This is a genomic window from Mycobacterium sp. SMC-18 (genome assembly GCF_045310895.1).
Classification (GTDB): Bacteria; Actinomycetota; Actinomycetes; order Mycobacteriales; family Mycobacteriaceae; genus Mycobacterium.
In genome coordinates, this window is the sequence record NZ_JBJIAL010000008.1 from 168,815 (window position 1) to 184,428 (window position 15,614).

Here is a 15,614-nt window from a genome sequence, read left to right on the forward strand (position 1 = left end):
AGGCGCAAGGAGATCGTGCGGGCTGCGTATGCCGTGCTGACCGCTCGCGGCTATGACCAGACGACGATGGCGGATATCGCCCGCCACGCCAATGTCGGGCAGGGCACCTTGTACCGGTATTACCCGAGCAAACGGGATCTGCTCGACGACGTCTTCGATTACGCGGTCACGAAAGCTGCGCGGGCACTCCGGATCGGCTCGCTGGCGAGTCTGGACCTGACCGACTACCACCAGGCCATGGAGCTCATCACGCTGTTCGGGACCCGTCTGTTCGATCTCGTCGACGAGGATCCTGCGATCGTCCGGCTGCTCACGGTGGAAAGCAGCGCCATCGACCCCGAACTGCGGTTCCGGGTCAGCGGGCTCCTGTCGACGGTGGACGTCGCGTTCGCCCGGCTGTTCGAGACGGCGAACCCCGACTACGCCTCGGTGGATCACCGTGACACGTGGGCGTTGCTGGGCCGCCTGGTGGTCGGTTTGTCCGGCCCGGGGTTACTGATGTCGATGCGGGGGGACAGGACGGCCGAGTCGCGCGCCACCTTCCTGGCGTCGATCTCGAGAATCGCCGATCAGGGATTGCTGACCGAGGACACCGCCGACGGGGAGACCAGCGATGCCTGAGAGAGCTGCCGAGCTGTACGCGGCGGCCACCGACTTGTTCATCGAGCGTGGATACCGCGACGTCGACGTCGCCGACATCACCGCCCGCTGCGGGGTCGGCCACGGCACCTTCTACAACTACTTCCGCAGCAAGCGGGACCTCCTCGATTCCGTCCAGTCCCGGACCGTCCAAGAGATTTCGGCCGCGATCGCCGGCGAAGATGAGCCGGCCGAATGGACCAGCCGCACCGCGTACGTCGCCGAATTCACCGACCGCGTGCGCCGCGCCGTGACCTACATCGCGAAAAACCGCGCGCTGGTGTCCTTCGTGGCGATTGCCGCACCCGGCGTGGACGAACAGGCCTATGAATCGGTGCTCGCCGCCTACGACCAACTCGGTGCGCAGGTGGCCGCATTCCTGGAGGTGGGACGCCGGCAGGGCTGGATTCGCGACAACGCCGACGTACGCATCGCCGGACAGGCGGTGGTGTCGTGTGTGTTGATGGCGACGTTCCCGATGCTCGTCGGTGACGGCACCGACGTCGACCCGGAGCCCATCGCGCAGTCATGTGCGGCCTTTCTGCTGGGCGGGCTGCGCCGGGTGCTACCGGATTCGTGAGCGCCAGCGGGCTATCTGCTGTCCCATCTCGGTCGTGGGCGCGGCGTCCAGGGCCCATTCCGAAGCGATGTCGTACCAGCGACCCCGGGCTTGCAGCGTGCCCAACAGCGCGCACACGCTCATCTCGGTCCGGCGTGAGAAAGCGTGTGCGCTGTGCATGCGCTGCTTGAATATCCCTGAGCGGTAATCGGATTGGGGCAGCATCGCCTGCGACAACGCCTTGTACGCGACCTTGTCGGTGACCTGGCTCAGCCCTGGAGTGAGATACCACCCGGCGACGGCCCGCATGTATTCCAACGCCATCTCCGGGGGCAGCGCCTCGGCATCGACGATGAAGCCGGCCACGCTGGCCAGTCGATGTGCGGTCGCGGCGTCGCCGCGCATGACCGCCTTCAGTACCGACCGTTCCAGATCGACTTCGGCTCGGCTCATCCGTACGTACAGGCCGAAATCGAGGAAACCGATTCGGTCGTCCGGCAGGCGCAGGATGTTGCCGGGGTGTGGGTCGGCGCAGAACTCGCCGCTGGTGTAGATGCTGGCGCAGTAGAAGCGGAAGACCGCCTCGCCGATGTGGTCGCGCACCGTCTGGTCGACGTCGGTGAGGTGATGAAGCTGCGTGCCGTCCAGGAACTCGGTCACCATGACGCGGTCGGTGCACAACTCGTCGATCGGCTCGGGGATCGCGAACACCGGATGTGCGCGATGAGCTTCGAAGACCGCGCGGTGGTTGGCCAGCTCCCGGCGGTAGTCGAGTTCGGCCGTGATCTGTCGGCTGACCTCGGCCACCACCGCATTCAGTCCTCTGACCGGGTAGGCCCTGGCGCGTAGCCGGACCAGCAGGGCCAGGTTCTTCAGGTCTGCGCGGACCGCGCTACGCGCCCACGGGTATTGGACCTTGACTGCCACGTCGCGTCCGTCGGTGAGCTGGGCCCGGTAGACCTGCCCGAGCGACGCCGTGGCCAGTGGCTCGGGTTCGACGGTGCGTACCTGGCCACGCAGCGCGCCCCACTCGGAGTCCATCAACCGAAACATGACGGCGTTGTCGACGGCGGGGGCACGGCTGAACAACGGAGACAGTCGGCGCGAGAATTCATCTCGGGTCTGTGCGGAGCTGAGGCCGAAATTCAGCAGCGAGAGCAGCTGGCCGACCTTCATCGCCGCACCCTTCATGGTGCCCAATGTGGTGGCGAGGTCGTCGGCCAAACGCAGCATCTGTTCGTCGCGGGCCCGCGCTTTCTGTTCTTCGGACAGAAAAGGCTGTCGAACGGCGTTCGTTGCCCGGCGCGCCGCGGCGCGGGCGGCGACCTGCCCGACGCGTGCGCCGCGCGTGGCGCGGTCGGTGGGTTGATCACCAGGCGTCAACGTGGCCTGCCTCGACATTGATGGGCATGGCGCCGAGCCGAATCCCTCGTGCCTGGTTTACAACCGGCTCGTCCAGGTTGGCAAGGGAACTCGCAGAGTCGAGCAGGGCCTCGCGGTCGCTCGGTCGCAGGGTCAGAAGGGCAGTGGTGACCTCGCGCACCGACGTGTTGCGGGCGAGACGGAGCCAGTCCAATTCGCTGTCGAGGACACGGGTGTAACCGGAGTCTTCGCCGTCGAGGTATTCGGTTCGGACACCGAAGAATTCGGCCAACATGTGCACCGTCAGGCGTGACGGGCGGGTGCGTATGCCACGGCGCAGCTGCGACAGGTAGGGGTCCGACAAGTCGTAGCCGCGGCGAGCCAGCGCTTGCGTCACTTCGCAGTTCCGGTACGGGCCCCGTGTCGGTGGATAGATGGCGGTGAAGAGATTGTTGAGCCGCTCGGCGAACAAGGTGATGTTTCCCGCGGGCTTCTGCGGGTGCTTCCTGCTGAACATGTCGTTCCCCCAAATGGTGTTGCCAGGTCCTGACGTGACGTGCTGCGCACGTGCGGGAACCAGATGGCCGGGTATTAGCCGCTTGGGGGAGCGTTTCGGATCCGTTGGCGATGTAACAGATGTTCGCCAACGTACCCGGAGCGAGTACGTTAGCTCACGGCCGTCAACTTCGCTAGAGCTGTCGGAAAATGAAATGTTGACACGTCAGTCCGCTATATGTAATCCTCGGCTCGGAAAGCAGAATCCGGTCAACTTGGGGGAGTGTGTGCCGTATTTGCGCTGGAAGGGGTGGAATTGCGTGGTGGACTGTGGGGTGTTCACCCCGCTGGACGTTCGTAGCTGTGTGTTCACTGTGAGAAACCGTGGGGAATATCGCTAGCCGACGTCAATTGTTGCTGAAATGTTGAATCCGCGGCGCTGTCGGGACGGGGGATGTCGGCAGCCACCGGATGGGCCGGCGAGGTCTCAGTGTTGAGACGCTCCCCCGCAATTCGATGAGCTCGCGCACGCAAAAGCGGCATTGGAACCGAGGGGACGGCTGCCAGGTGCGGCAGCGGAAGGGGTTTCGCTGTGGGGGTCACAACGAACAAGGTGCTGTGCGATAGCGAGATCGCGCCCGACGGCAGCGTCGTGGTGATCGAAGACGTTGGCGCGGGCGGTGTTTCGGGCGTCTACGTGCACCCTGATGTGCACGGCGACGGGGGTCTTGCGCGGGCGCTGTGGGTGCACACCATGAACGTCCACGAATGCGATCTCGCCGGCAGGATGGTGCGCGTGCGGGTGTATTCGGGTACGGATACCCGCGGACTGGGCGAGCCGGCGTTCGACGGGCATCTCGACGTTGCCACTGGTGTCCTGGCGTTGGGTGATCGTCACAATCACACCCGCCAACTACTTTTCGGTACTCCGAAAGTCGTCCGCGTCACCGTCTTCCTCGGCAACGAGATCGATACCGTTCAATTCGCTGGTTCTGAAAGCTGTTATCCGCTGTCAGGCCCGAGCGAAATCAACGTGCTGCTGCACGGTGAATCCGACTTCGTTCATGTGCTCGGATACCCGATGCCGCGGTGGGGCGGGCTTCGCCGGTTGCGCCGACGTGGCCGCCACCTCCTTCGGCGCACACACGTAGACGTGCAGCAGCCGGCGGCAACCCGCCGCGCACCCGAAGAACGGGCACCGGCCTTACCCGGCGTCGCGCCGTGAATTGGGTTGGGGCCGAAGCGGTTCGCGTCAGCGCTTGTTGACGAAGCCGGCGTCCACCGGCAGCGTCACGCCGGTGATGTACCGGCCGGCCTCCGACACCAGCCAGGCCACGGTGTTGGCGATGTCCTCGACCTCGAGCACCTGCACGGGCAGCGCGTTCGTCATGTCCGGCCCCGCTTTCGTTTCCTCGGTCAACTGGCTCAACCACTTCCGGGTGAACTCGTTGTCGATCATCGGGGTGTTGACCCCGGCCGGATGGATCGAGTTGACCCGGATGTTCTGCGAGGCCAGCAGGTTCGCGTACACCCGCATCAGGCCGACCATGCCGTGCTTGGCGGCGGCATAGCCCACCGACCCGGCCATCGGTGAGGACAGTCCGACCAGTCCGGCGACCGAGCTGATCAGCACGATCGACCCGCCGTTGCCGGCCTTGACCATCGGGCGCGCCGCCACGTCCAGGGTGTTGTAGACGCCCGTGAGGTTGACGTCGATGACGTCCTGCCAGGCGTTTTCGCCGGCCATCGGCGCGATCCCGGCGTTGGCGATCACGATGTCCAGCCGCCCCCCGAGCTCATCGACACCGGCCTCGAGTGCGGTCTTGAGGGCGTCGCGGTCGCGGACGTCGGCCTGACTGGCGACGATCCGCGCGCCGTTGTCCTCGACCAGCTTGACCGTCGCGGCCAGATCGTCGGGCGTGGCCATGGGGTAGGGGACCGACGCGATCTGGTCGCACAGGTCGACGGCGATGATGTCGGCGCCCATCGACGACAGCTTCACCGCGTGCGCACGGCCCTGGCCGCGCGCCGCGCCAGTGATGAAGGCGACCTTGCCGCTCAGCTCACCCATCGTCAGCTCGCCCGCAGCTGGCCCTTGGCCGGATCGCCGGCGACCACGGGAGCCAGCATCTTGATGTCGGGCGCACCGTCGAGGTGCTCGCCGATGGCGCCGAACAACTTGCCGATGGCCGGGGCGGTGCTGTGGGCCTTGATGGCGTCCGCGTCGGCCCACTGCTCGACGAACACGAAGGTGCCACCGTCGGCCTCGTGCAGTGAGTAGAGCTCACAGCCCGGTTCGCCGTGGACGGCGTCGACGGCCTCGACGCACGCGGCGCGGACCAGGTCGACGGACTCGGGCTTGGCTTTCATGGTGGCGACGACGACGACGGGCATGAACGACTCCTCGATAGCTAGCTGACCTAGACAGGTGTCCACGTTAGCCCGGGCCGCGCGGCGCGTGTGACGTGGCTCCCACTGCGGCATGACCAGCGGATATGTGGCCGGGGTCGTGACCCAAGCGTTACTTGTGTGGCAGATGGTGCAGATGGGGTAATTGCGACTAGGCTGGCAGCCATGGCGAGTAAAACCGCAACGAGCTCAGCTAACCGGGCCAAGGCCGGGTCGGCGAATCGTGGCGCAGCCGGTTCGGGGGCGCGTTCATCGAAGTCAGGCAGTGCAAAGTCGGGCCGGCCGGCGCGTCCGCCGGCCCCGAAATCGCCCGCCCGCAAGCCGGCCCGCAAATCCGCGCCGCATCCGTCTCCCGTCGCGACCGCCGGCGCAGCGGTGGGTCGTGGCGCCCGCGCCGGCTGGCTGATGCTCGCCAAGGGCGCCGGAACCACCGCCCGCAGCGTCGGCCGCGCCCGCGAACTCGAGCCCGGACACCGCCGTGACGGCATCGCGCTGGCGCTGCTCGGCGTCGCCTTCCTGATTGCGGCGAGCTCCTGGTTCGACGCGGCCCGGCCGGTCGGTGCCTGGATCGACTACGGCGTCCGCACCGTCGTCGGATCCGCTGTCGTGGTGCTGCCGGTGCTGCTGCTCGCGCTGGCCGTCACGCTGATGCGTACCCACCCGAACCCCGACGCCCGGCCTCGGCTGATCCTCGGTGCCGCGATGATCGGGCTGCCGGTACTGGGCCTGTGGCACATCTGGGCCGGCGGGCCCACCGAGCCCGGGGAGCGCCGCGGCGCCGCCGGCTTCGTCGGCTTCGTCATCGGCGGGCCGCTCTCGGACGGCCTGACCGTCTGGATCGCCACGCCGCTGCTGATCATGGGCGTGCTGTTCGGCCTGCTGCTGGTCACCGGCACGACGATCCGCGAACTGCCGGACACGTTGCGCTACATGGTTTCCGGTCGCCTGCACGGCGAGCATGACGAGGACGACGACGCACCGGGCGGTTTCGTCGACGACTTCGCCGATGACTTCTCCGACGGCTACTACGACGACCCGACGTACAACCGGGACGAGCCCGAGGCCTGGCCCGGTTCGGACCAGTCCACCGCGGCGATGACGCGGCCGCTGGGCCGCACGCCGATGGACAACTACCCGGTCGAACCCGCTGCCGACGAGGCGCCGACTGCGCCCGAGCCGGCCGCCAAGCCGCGCCGCCGCAAGGCGCAGAACGTCGCGGACCCGGTGCCCAGCGAGGCCAAGGCCGTGGAAAAGGCGCAGGACGACGGCTTGTCGATCGACCGTGTCATCGAGGGTGACTACACCCTGCCGCCGCTGGACCTGCTTGCCGACGGCGACCCGCCCAAGCGCGTCGGCCGTGACAACGACCGCATCATGAACGCCATCGCCGAGGTCATGGAGCAGTTCAAGGTCGACGCCACGGTCGTGGGATTCCAGCGCGGCCCGACCGTCACCCGGTACGAGATCGAGCTCGGGCCCGGTGTGCGCGTCGAGCGGTTCACGCAGCTGCAGCGCAACCTCGCCTACGCGGTGGCCAACGAGCACATCCGCCTGCTCGCCCCGATCCCCGGTAAGTCGTTGGTCGGTGTCGAGGTCCCGAACAGCGACCGCGAGATGGTCCGGCTCAAGGACGTGCTGAACGCGCCGACCACCCGCAAGGACCACCACCCGATGGTGTTCGGCATCGGCAAGGACGTCGAAGGCCACTTCATCAGCTACAACCTGGCCAAGATGCCGCACCTGCTGGTGGCCGGCTCCACCGGTTCGGGTAAGTCGAGCTTCATCAACTCGATGCTGGTGTCGCTGCTGCAGCGCGCCACCCCGGACGAGGTGCGGATGATCCTCGTCGACCCGAAGATGGTGGAATTCCCGCCGTACCAAGGCATTCCGCACCTCATCACGCCCGTCATCATCGACCCGAAGAAGGCCGCCGCCGCGCTGGCCTGGCTCGTCGAGGAGATGGAGCAGCGCTACCAGGACATGAGCGCCAGCGGTGTCCGGCACATCGACGACTTCAACAAGAAGGTGCGCTCGGGCGAGATCACCGCACCGCTGGGCAGCGAGCGGGTCTACAAGACCTATCCGTACATCCTGTGCGTCGTCGACGAGTTGGCCGACCTGATGATGCAGGCGCCGCGCGACGTCGAGGACGCCATCGTCCGCATCACCCAGAAGGCCCGCGCCGCGGGCATCCACCTGGTGCTGGCCACCCAGCAGCCGGTGGTGTCGGTGGTGACCGGTCTGATCAAGGCAAATGTGCCGTCCCGCATGGCATTCGGCGTCACCAACGCGACCAACTCGCGCGTCATCCTCGACCAGATCGGTGCCGAGAAGCTCACCGGCAAGGGTGACGGCCTGTTCCAGCCGTCGGAGGCACCCAAGCCCATCCGTGTGCAGGGCGCCTTCGTCAGTGACGACGAAATCCAGGCCGTCGTCGCCTTCACCAAGCAGCAGGCCCAGCCCGAGTTCATCGACGGCGTCACGGTGAAGACCGTCGAGAAGCGCGACATCGACAGCGACATCGGCGACGACATGGACGTCTTCCTGCAGGCCGTGGAGCTCGTGGTGTCGAGCCAGTTCGGCTCGACCTCGATGCTGCAGCGCAAGCTGCGGGTCGGGTTCGCCAAGGCCGGGCGCCTGATGGACCTGATGGAGACGCGCGGCATCGTCGGACCGTCCGAGGGCTCCAAGGCCCGCGAGGTCCTGGTCAAGCCCGACGAGCTCGCCGGCACGCTGATGCTGATCCAGGGCGGCTCCGACGCCAACGGCTCGGTGGACGACGACCCGGGCTTCTGACCGGTGTTGCCGGGGTCACACCCGGGTTGATCGGCGGTGCGGATAACACCGACGATCAGTGGCTGACGGCGCCGACTGTGGGAGGCTGGACTCCTAAGGAGGCTTTGCCGTGGTTGACATTTCGCGCAGCGCAGCGACGGAAGCGGAGCTCGACGCCGAGTACGAATCCGGTGGCCGCAGCCGGCCCGCGCTGACGGCGTTCACCGACTTCGGGTTCCGGAAGTCGACGGCGCAGCACGTGGTCCCGCTGTTGTACGGGCTCGTCATCGCCGGTGCGGTGGTTCTGTACCTGACGGGCGCCGTCGTGGCCTTCGAGTTGTCCCCCTGGCTCGGCGTGTTCTGGCTGCTGCTCGCCGGCCCCGTGACCTGCGTCTCGATCGTGTTGGTGGCGCGGGTGGTCCTCGAGTCGCTGAGCGCCTTCATGGCGATGGGCCAACAGGTCGACGAGCTCAACGAATTGGTGCTGGAGATCGCCGAGCTGATGATCGGGGTCTCGGACAAGATCGAGGTGATCCCGACACTGCCTTCGTTCGGCCGGGGCGGGCGGTCCCGCCGGCGGGCCGCGATCATGGACATGCGGGACCGGATCGTCGCACGCCGCAACGCCGCCGCCGACAGCGCCGATTAGCTACAGCGTGACCAGCATCCGGGTGTTGCCCAGGGTGTTCGGCTTGACGTAGGAGAGGTCGAGGAACTCCGCCACACCGGTGTCGTACGAGCGGCACATCTCCTCGTACACCTCGGCGGTGACGGGCGTGCCCTCGATCTCCTTGAAGCCGTGGCGGCTGAAGAAATCGGTCTCGAAGGTCAGCACGAAGACGCGCTGCAACTGCAGTTCCCGCGCCACGTCGAGCAGCTTGGCCACCACGGCATGCCCGACGCCCATGCCGCGCACCTTGGGGTGCGCGGCGACGGTACGCACCTCACCGAGATCGGCCCACAGCACGTGTAATGCGCCACAGCCGACGATCTCGCCGTGCAGGTCGGCGACCCAGAACTCCTGGACCGCCTCGTAGAGGGTCACCAGGTTCTTTTCCAGCAGGATCTTTCCCGCGTAGATGTCCACGAGGGCCTTGATTCCCGGTACATCGGAAGTCCGGGCGCGGCGAACCACCAGCCCGGTGGTGGCGGGTTTCGGTGCGTCGCTCACATGTGGAGGGTATCGGCTGCGTATCGCCCGGTAGGTGACCGGATATCCTGTGTCGGTGACAGGCCAGTCAGATACCGATCCGCGCGCCTCGCGCGCCGGCGTGGCGAACATCGCCAATCTGCTGACCGGACTGCGCATCGTGCTGGTGCCCGTGTTCCTGGCCGCGCTGTTCGCCGGTGACGGTCACGAAACCCGTTGGCGGATAGCCGCTTTCGTCGTGTTCGCGGCCGCCGTCATCACCGACCGGTTCGACGGCGAGATCGCCCGCAGCTTCGACATGGTCACCGAATTCGGCAAGCTGGCCGATCCCATCGCCGACAAGGCGCTGATCGGCGCCGCGCTGATCGGGCTGTCGATGCTCGGCGACCTGCCGTGGTGGATCACGGTCGTGATCCTGGCCCGCGAGCTCGCGGTGACGCTGTTGCGCTTCGCGGTGATCCGGCGCGGCGTCATCCCCGCCAGCCGCGGCGGCAAGCTCAAGACGTTGGTGCAAGCCGTGGCGATCGGCCTGTTCGTCCTGCCCCTGCATGCCTGGCCCGCGCCATGGCTGACCACCGCCTGGGTGTTCATGTGGGCCGCCGTCGTGCTCACGGTGCTGACCGGCATCGACTACGCCGTCTCCGCTTTTCGCCGGCCCTGATCCGGCAGCCCGGGAACCAAAGCGGTGCGTCGCCACGTTGGTGCCTACAAGACCGTGTAGAACGGGTGGTCCGGCCGGGCTGCGCGGCTGCTGTTACTTCAGGGCGAAGGGGAAACACGATGACGACATTGCTACGTGAGGTCATCGGCGACGTGCTGCGTCAGGCCCGTACCGGGCAGGGACGCACACTGCGCGAGGTGTCCGACGGTGCTCGGGTGAGCCTGGGCTACCTGTCCGAGGTCGAGCGGGGCCGCAAGGAACCCTCGAGTGAACTGCTCGGTGCCATCTGCGGCGCCCTGGACGTGCCGCTGTCCCAGGTGCTGGCCGACGCCGCCGAGCAGATGCTGCACACCGAGCGCGCCGAGGCCGACCGCACGGTGGCCAACATCGACGTCGCGACCAAGGTCGTCATCCCACAGGCTCTCGCCATGGCAGTTGCCTGAGTCGCCGAGGCCTGAACCGCAGCTCGAACGCGTCCGGCATTCGCCGCGCCGTAATCCTGCATGCGGGCTGCGTCCGGCTGTCCATACCCACTAGGTTGGCTGTAGACGCGCTGCCACCGTGTGGCCGGCAACCTGACAACCGATCCCGAATCAACGAACGACACGAAGGCGGACCGATCTCATGGCCAATCCCTTTGTCAAAGCCTGGAAGTACCTCATGGCGCTGTTCAGCTCCAAGGTCGACGAATACGCCGACCCGAAGGTGCAGATTCAGCAGGCGATCGAGGAGGCCCAGCGCCAGCACCAGGCCCTGACGCAGCAGGCCGCCTCGGTCATCGGCAACCAGCGCCAGCTGGAGATGCGCCTGAACCGTCAGCTCGCCGACATCGAGAAGCTGCAGGCCAACGTCCGTCAGGCGCTGACCCTGGCCGACCAGGCCACCGCGGCCGGCGATGTCGCCAAGGCCACCGAATACAACAACGCCGCCGAGGCCTTCGCCGCCCAGCTGGTGACCGCCGAGCAGAGCGTCGAGGACCTCAAGGGGCTGCACGACCAGTCGCTGCAGGCCGCGACGCAGGCCAAGAAGGCCGTCGAGCAGAACGCCATGGTGCTGCAGCAGAAGATCGCCGAGCGCACCAAGCTGCTGTCGCAGCTCGAGCAGGCCAAGATGCAGGAGCAGGTCAGTGCCTCGCTGCGCTCCATGACCGAGATCGCCGCGCCGGGCAACACCCCGAGCCTCGACGAGGTGCGCGACAAGATCGAGCGTCGCTACGCCAACGCCATGGGCTCTGCCGAGCTGGCGCAGAACTCGGTGCAGGGCCGCATGATGGAGGTCCAGCAGGCCAGCGTGCAGATGGCCGGGCATTCGCGCCTCGAGCAGATCCGTGCCTCGATGCAGGGCAACTCCCTGCCGTCCGGCGGTGCCGCCGCGCCCGCCACTCCCGCGGCTCCGGCAGCCAACCCGGCTCCGGAAAATCCACTGTCGCAGTAACTTTCGAGATGTGAGGGGGCAGCGGTGAACGCCCAGTCGGCCGGCCGTCCCGGGGAGACCCGGGGCTGGCAGGCAGTCCTGCAACGCAGCATCGACACCGCTGCCGAATTGTCCGACCTGGTGGCTCAACGCCTCGGCGCCGCCGCCGACCCGCGGGCGCGCCTGCTGCGCAAGCGGCGCTGGGCGCTGCGGTTGGGCTGGCTCTTCGCCGGCGCCAGCGCCTTCTGGATCGGGCTGACGGCACTGCTGGCGGCCTGGAGCACGCCGTTCTGGGTGCTGATCATCACCGGACCCATCGCCGGCGGCGCCGCCTTCCTGGCCACGCTGTGCTTCCTGCGGTACCGGTGGCTGCGCGGCGAGCCCCTGCCGCCCGCGCGGACGTCACGGCGGCTGCCGCCCAGAGGCTCGGCAGCGCGGCGTCCGATGGAGACCCTGGCGTCGGCGGAACGCGGGCTGTACTCACTGCTGAGCGTCATCCAGCGTGGCCAGTTGCTGCCGGCCGGCGAGATCGCCGAGGTGACCGCCGCGGCCAACGTGTCGGCTGCGGCGCTGGCCGGTACGGCCGGGGAAATCGTCGCCATGGAACGCGCGGCCGGCTCGGTGCCGCAGTCCCGCGGACATCTGGCCCCGACCATCAAGGCGTACACGGCCCAGCTCGAGGCAGGTGTGCGGCAGTACGGCGACATCGCCACGGCGGCGGCACAATTGGTGTCCGCGGCGAACAGCGGTGCGGGCTCGGCGCGGTCGATGTCCGAGCAGCGTTACCGCAGCGAACTGGTGGCCGCCACGGACCGGCTCAGTGCCTGGGCGCAGGCCTTCGACGAACTCGGACGGCTGCGCCAGGCCTGACGGCCGCTAGATCGTGGTGCTGCCCGTGCCGTCGTCGGACCGGCGGCCGTACCGCTCTTCGTAGGCCGCGTGGATGTGGGCGTTCTTCTGCCGCAACGACTCTTCGAGGAGCTTCGGGTCGATGCCGTGCTTGACCAGCATGTGGCGGCGCCAGATCTTGTTCAGGGCGTGCGAGAAGTAGATCACCGGGATCAGGATCGGCACCGTCGCGCTCAGGCGGATCACCAGATCCTGCCCTCCCGTGATGCCGAGGAGCTCGGGCAGGAACCAGATGGGGATCAGGATCAGAAACGCCGGGACGAACATGCGGATGACGATCCGCAGCGTCGCGCCCTTGCCGATGAGGTCCTCGGTCACCCACGCCCGCATCGAGTCGGGCAGCCGGCCGCCGTAGCTGTACTTGATGTACTGCCAGGCGTTGGGCTTCGGGCGGTTCTCATTGGCCATGGTGGCCGATTTTACCGGGGACTACATGGTCGGACGCAGGCCCGGGACGACGGCGCCGATGAGGCCGCGCAGCGTGGCCTTGGCCATGTCGAACATGTCGAAGTAGTCGCGCCACAGCGTGATCTTGCCGTTGTGCACCTCGAAGACCCCGCAGACCCAGAACTGCAGGCGCACTGGACCAATGACCAGCGCGTCGGTGCGCTCGTTGAGCACCGTCGTGCCCTCGCCGACGATGCGGTGGAACTTGACCTCGAAACTGACCGGGCTCTTCTTCATCGGGCGGAACAGCTTCATCGCGCGCGTGCGGCCGTGGATGGTCGGCAGCCCGACGTTCTCGTAGACGAGGTTGTCGTCGAGCAGGCGGTCTGCGGTGTCCATGTCCTCGGCCTGCAGGGCGTAGAGGAACGATTCGACGATCTCGGCGTTGGTCTGGGTCAAGGCCGGTGTGCTCTGTGTCATACCGGCCACGGTAGTGCGCCTGCCCGCCGGCGCACAGGCCCCGGTGTGACAGGGTGACCCGATGCGCGTCGCCGTCGTTGCCGGGCCGGACCCCGGCCATGCCTTTCCGGCCATCGCGCTGTGCCTCCGGTTCCGGGCTGCCGGCGACCATCCGCTGCTGTTCACCGGCCGGCAGTGGCTCGACACCGCACGGCAGGCCGGCGTCGATGCGCGGGAGCTGCTCGGGCTGGATCCCGAGGACGGCGACGACGACCTCGACTCGGGCGCCAAGATTCACGAGCGTGCGGCCCGGATGGCGGTGCTCAATGAGTCGTCGCTGCGAGAGCCGGCGCCGGACCTGATCGTGTCCGACGTCATCACGGCCTGCGGCGGGATGGTCGCCGAGTCGATGGGCCTGCCGTGGGTCGAACTGACCCCGCACCCGTTGTACCTGCCGTCGAAAGGGTTGCCGCCGCTGGGCAGTGGCCTGGCGCCCGGCGTCGGCGTGCGGGGCCGGCTGCGGGACGCGACACTACGGTTCCTCACGGCTCGTTCGGTGCGTCAGGGCAACCGGCAGCGGTCCGCGGCGCGCGTCGGAATCGGCTTGCCCGCAACCGATCCCGGGCCGGCGCGGCGGCTGATCGCGACCCTGCCCGGGCTGGAGGTACCGCGGCCGGACTGGCCGGCCGAAGCCGTCGTCGTGGGACCGCTGCACTTCGAGCCCACGACCGCGGTACTCGACATACCGCCCGGTTCGGGGCCGGTCGTGGTGGTGGCGCCGTCGACCGCGACGACGGGGATGCAGGGCCTGGACGACCTGGCGCTCGAGACGCTGATCCCCGGGCAGACGCTGCCCGACGGCGCGCGCGTCGTCGTCTCGCGGCTGCGCGGCCCCGACGCGCCGGTGCCGCCGTGGGCCGCCGTCGGTCTCGGGCGGCAGGACGAACTGCTGAAGCGGGCCGATGTCATGATCTGCGGCAGTGGCCACGGCATCGTGTCCAAGACGCTGCTGGCCGGGGTGCCGCTGGTCGTGGTGCCCGGTGGCGGTGACCAGTGGGAGATCGCCAATCGGATTGTGCGGCAGGGCAGTGGTGAGCTGATCCGGCCGGTGACCGCCGAAGCACTGGCGGCGACAGTCGGCCGCGTGCTGGCGACGCCGTCGTACCGGGAGGCGGCCCGGCGCGCCGGTGCCAGCGGCGCGGACGTCGCCGACCCGGTGGCCGTATGCCGAGCGGCGCTCGGCGGCCCCGCTGAGTAGGTTGGTGCGGTGCGACTGACCGAATTCACCCTGCTGATCGAAGAGCAGTTCGGTGCGGCGCGCGGCGCTGCGTTGGTGTCGGACCACGTGCTGGCCGCGCTCGGTGGCCGTACCCCGGCGCAAGCGATCGAAGCGGGCGTCGAACCCCGCGATGTCTGGCGCGCCCTGTGCGCGGACTTCGACGTCCCGCGCGATCAGTGGTGAGCGCCGGTCTTTGGTCTCTCCGCACGGTTCGCGCTTCGGTGTTTGTCGGCCGACGACATGGTGTTCGCCGAGAGTGCCCCGATAGCGTCGTGCGTGAACCCCACGATGGAAGGACGACAGCACGCCGATGAGCGCCAGCATTGCCGTAGTCACCGGAGCTGGGCGGGGAATCGGCCTCGCCATCGCGAAAGCCCTTGCCGCGGCGGGACACCGCGTACTGATCACCGACGTTGACGGGGACGCCGCGCAGCGCGCGGCGGAGTCCGTCGGGCGCGGTGCGTGGGGTGTGGCCCAGGATGTGCGCGACGTCGCCGGCCATGAGGCCGTGGCGGCACTGGCTGCGCAGCAGGGCCGACTTGCGGTGTGGGTCAACAACGCCGGTGTGCTGCACGCGGGGAACTCCTGGGAGCAGCCCGCCGAGCACGTCGTGCAGACCCTCGACGTCAACGTCCGCGGCATGATGGCGGGCTGCATGGCGGCGGTCAACGCCATGGGTGCCGGTGGCGGTGTCATCCTCAACATCGCGTCCATCTCGGCGCTGACGCCGGTGCCGGGGCTGGCCGTGTATGCCGCGAGCAAGGCCGCGGTGCTGTCGTACACCACCTCTCTGCAGGGCGAACTGCGCGGCGCGGGCCTGCCGATCCGGGTCAGGGCGCTGTGCCCCGACGTGGTGAACACCGAGATGGTCAACTCGCGGACCCATGACCCCGGTGCGGCGCTGCTGTTCTCGGGTCCCAAGCCGCTGGCCGCCGACGACATCGCACGAGCTGCCCTGGAGCTGATGGATTCCCGTCAGATCTTCCGTGTCGTACCGCGCTGGCGCGGCGTGATCGCCCGCGGCACCGATGTGGCGCCGGCCGCCGGTCTGCGCGCGCTGTCCCTGATGAGGGCGCTGGGCCTGCGGCGCCAGCGTTCACTGTGACGTCGATGGGCG

The 15,614-nt window shown here is 68.0% G+C and carries 19 protein-coding genes; 12 read left to right on the forward strand and 7 right to left on the reverse strand.

Translation table 11 applies throughout. The features are described 5' to 3' along the window. Positions 1-15 precede the first annotated feature (15 nt). Entirely contained in the window at positions 16-621 is a 606-nt protein-coding gene (locus ACJH6J_RS09915) for a TetR/AcrR family transcriptional regulator (protein WP_406803906.1), read from the forward strand. Beyond that, positions 614-1,219, forward strand: coding sequence for a TetR/AcrR family transcriptional regulator (locus ACJH6J_RS09920; RefSeq protein WP_406803907.1), 606 nt, complete (start codon positions 614-616; stop codon positions 1,217-1,219). Before ACJH6J_RS09915 ends, ACJH6J_RS09920 begins: the two co-directional genes overlap by 8 nt. Here ACJH6J_RS09920 and ACJH6J_RS09925 read toward each other — a convergent pair. Together ACJH6J_RS09925 and ACJH6J_RS09930 are read right to left on the reverse strand one after the other, a co-directional pair. Beyond that, entirely contained in the window at positions 1,205-2,581 is a 1,377-nt protein-coding gene (locus tag ACJH6J_RS09925; RefSeq protein WP_406803908.1) for an ABC1 kinase family protein, read from the reverse strand. The genes ACJH6J_RS09920 and ACJH6J_RS09925 overlap by 15 nt on opposite strands. Further along, entirely contained in the window at positions 2,568-3,077 is a 510-nt protein-coding gene (locus ACJH6J_RS09930; protein WP_406803909.1) for an XRE family transcriptional regulator, read from the reverse strand. The genes ACJH6J_RS09925 and ACJH6J_RS09930 overlap by 14 nt, the downstream gene beginning before the upstream one ends. Before the next feature lie 570 nt (positions 3,078-3,647). Here ACJH6J_RS09930 and ACJH6J_RS09935 point away from each other — a divergent pair. Next, positions 3,648-4,280, forward strand: coding sequence for a hypothetical protein (locus ACJH6J_RS09935; protein WP_406803910.1), 633 nt, complete (start codon positions 3,648-3,650; stop codon positions 4,278-4,280). A gap of 27 nt (positions 4,281-4,307) precedes the next feature. Here the strand turns inward: ACJH6J_RS09935 and ACJH6J_RS09940 are convergent, their stop codons facing one another. Together ACJH6J_RS09940 and ACJH6J_RS09945 are read right to left on the reverse strand one after the other, a co-directional pair. Then, positions 4,308-5,126 (reverse strand): mycofactocin-coupled SDR family oxidoreductase, encoded by an 819-nt coding sequence (locus ACJH6J_RS09940; protein ID WP_406803911.1) that lies wholly within the window; start codon positions 5,124-5,126, stop codon positions 4,308-4,310. A 2-nt stretch (positions 5,127-5,128) separates the two neighbouring features. After that, on the reverse strand, positions 5,129-5,449 hold the full coding sequence (locus tag ACJH6J_RS09945) for a putative quinol monooxygenase (RefSeq protein ID WP_406803912.1): 321 nt from the start codon (positions 5,447-5,449) through the stop codon (positions 5,129-5,131). 180 nt (positions 5,450-5,629) lie between these two features. Between ACJH6J_RS09945 and ACJH6J_RS09950 the strand changes: the two genes are divergently transcribed. Both ACJH6J_RS09950 and ACJH6J_RS09955 read left to right on the forward strand, forming a co-directional pair. Beyond that, entirely contained in the window at positions 5,630-8,260 is a 2,631-nt protein-coding gene (locus ACJH6J_RS09950; protein WP_406803913.1) for a DNA translocase FtsK, read from the forward strand. A 109-nt stretch (positions 8,261-8,369) separates the two neighbouring features. Then, positions 8,370-8,888 carry a DUF4282 domain-containing protein gene (locus ACJH6J_RS09955; RefSeq protein WP_406803914.1) on the forward strand — a complete coding sequence of 173 codons (519 nt, stop codon included), beginning with the start codon at positions 8,370-8,372 and terminating at the stop codon, positions 8,886-8,888. Here the strand turns inward: ACJH6J_RS09955 and ACJH6J_RS09960 are convergent, their stop codons facing one another. Next, positions 8,889-9,410: an amino-acid N-acetyltransferase gene (locus ACJH6J_RS09960; RefSeq protein ID WP_020101886.1), complete on the reverse strand. Its 522-nt coding sequence runs from the start codon at positions 9,408-9,410 to the stop codon at positions 8,889-8,891. Positions 9,411-9,465: 55 nt separating this feature from the next. On the opposite strand from ACJH6J_RS09960, the gene pgsA reads away from it, so the two are divergent. From pgsA to pspM, 4 genes are all read left to right on the forward strand, one after another. Continuing rightward, entirely contained in the window at positions 9,466-10,050 is a 585-nt protein-coding gene (gene pgsA / locus ACJH6J_RS09965; protein WP_318984373.1) for a CDP-diacylglycerol--glycerol-3-phosphate 3-phosphatidyltransferase, read from the forward strand. 119 nt (positions 10,051-10,169) lie between these two features. Continuing rightward, positions 10,170-10,493 (forward strand): transcriptional regulator ClgR, encoded by a 324-nt coding sequence (clgR, locus tag ACJH6J_RS09970; protein ID WP_212811743.1) that lies wholly within the window; start codon positions 10,170-10,172, stop codon positions 10,491-10,493. A 181-nt stretch (positions 10,494-10,674) separates the two neighbouring features. After that, the gene (gene pspA / locus ACJH6J_RS09975) at positions 10,675-11,484 is read left to right on the forward strand and encodes a phage shock protein PspA (protein ID WP_406803915.1); all 810 of its coding nucleotides are present in this window, start codon (positions 10,675-10,677) and stop codon (positions 11,482-11,484) included. 24 nt (positions 11,485-11,508) lie between these two features. Further along, complete coding sequence (gene pspM / locus ACJH6J_RS09980) at positions 11,509-12,333, forward strand: phage shock envelope stress response protein PspM (protein ID WP_318984375.1); 825 nt, start codon at positions 11,509-11,511, stop codon at positions 12,331-12,333. Between the two features lie 6 nt (positions 12,334-12,339). Here pspM and ACJH6J_RS09985 read toward each other — a convergent pair whose 3' ends face one another. Both ACJH6J_RS09985 and ACJH6J_RS09990 read right to left on the reverse strand, forming a co-directional pair. Next, on the reverse strand, positions 12,340-12,780 hold the full coding sequence (locus ACJH6J_RS09985; RefSeq protein WP_212811741.1) for a DUF5313 domain-containing protein: 441 nt from the start codon (positions 12,778-12,780) through the stop codon (positions 12,340-12,342). Positions 12,781-12,801: 21 nt separating this feature from the next. Beyond that, a complete protein-coding gene (locus tag ACJH6J_RS09990; RefSeq protein ID WP_406803916.1) occupies positions 12,802-13,239 on the reverse strand; it encodes a limonene-1,2-epoxide hydrolase family protein in 438 nt (145 codons plus the stop codon). Between the two features lie 61 nt (positions 13,240-13,300). On the opposite strand from ACJH6J_RS09990, the gene ACJH6J_RS09995 reads away from it, so the two are divergent. The 3 genes from ACJH6J_RS09995 (at position 13,301) to ACJH6J_RS10005 (ending at position 15,602) form a co-directional block, all read left to right on the forward strand. Then, positions 13,301-14,476 (forward strand): glycosyltransferase, encoded by a 1,176-nt coding sequence (locus tag ACJH6J_RS09995; RefSeq protein WP_406803917.1) that lies wholly within the window; start codon positions 13,301-13,303, stop codon positions 14,474-14,476. A 9-nt stretch (positions 14,477-14,485) separates the two neighbouring features. After that, positions 14,486-14,680 carry a DUF3046 domain-containing protein gene (locus tag ACJH6J_RS10000; protein ID WP_212811738.1) on the forward strand — a complete coding sequence of 65 codons (195 nt, stop codon included), beginning with the start codon at positions 14,486-14,488 and terminating at the stop codon, positions 14,678-14,680. Between the two features lie 127 nt (positions 14,681-14,807). Further along, positions 14,808-15,602, forward strand: coding sequence for an SDR family oxidoreductase (locus tag ACJH6J_RS10005; protein ID WP_212811737.1), 795 nt, complete (start codon positions 14,808-14,810; stop codon positions 15,600-15,602). Positions 15,603-15,614: the final 12 nt, after the last annotated feature.

What these genes read in the sequence shown, in the direction of transcription:
- ACJH6J_RS09950 (WP_406803913.1), top strand. Translation starts at nt 5,630, where the DNA reads ATGGCGAGTAAAACCGCAACGAGCTCAGCTAACCGGGCCAAGGCCGGG.
- clgR (WP_212811743.1), top strand. Translation starts at nt 10,170, where the DNA reads ATGACGACATTGCTACGTGAGGTCATCGGCGACGTGCTGCGTCAGGCC.
- ACJH6J_RS09930 (WP_406803909.1), bottom strand. Translation starts at nt 3,077, where the DNA reads ATGTTCAGCAGGAAGCACCCGCAGAAGCCCGCGGGAAACATCACCTTG.
- ACJH6J_RS09990 (WP_406803916.1), bottom strand. Translation starts at nt 13,239, where the DNA reads ATGACACAGAGCACACCGGCCTTGACCCAGACCAACGCCGAGATCGTC.
- pspA (WP_406803915.1), top strand. Translation starts at nt 10,675, where the DNA reads ATGGCCAATCCCTTTGTCAAAGCCTGGAAGTACCTCATGGCGCTGTTC.
- ACJH6J_RS09940 (WP_406803911.1), bottom strand. Translation starts at nt 5,126, where the DNA reads ATGGGTGAGCTGAGCGGCAAGGTCGCCTTCATCACTGGCGCGGCGCGC.
- ACJH6J_RS10005 (WP_212811737.1), top strand. Translation starts at nt 14,808, where the DNA reads ATGAGCGCCAGCATTGCCGTAGTCACCGGAGCTGGGCGGGGAATCGGC.
- ACJH6J_RS09920 (WP_406803907.1), top strand. Translation starts at nt 614, where the DNA reads ATGCCTGAGAGAGCTGCCGAGCTGTACGCGGCGGCCACCGACTTGTTC.
- ACJH6J_RS09945 (WP_406803912.1), bottom strand. Translation starts at nt 5,449, where the DNA reads ATGCCCGTCGTCGTCGTCGCCACCATGAAAGCCAAGCCCGAGTCCGTC.
- ACJH6J_RS09985 (WP_212811741.1), bottom strand. Translation starts at nt 12,780, where the DNA reads ATGGCCAATGAGAACCGCCCGAAGCCCAACGCCTGGCAGTACATCAAG.
- ACJH6J_RS09995 (WP_406803917.1), top strand. Translation starts at nt 13,301, where the DNA reads ATGCGCGTCGCCGTCGTTGCCGGGCCGGACCCCGGCCATGCCTTTCCG.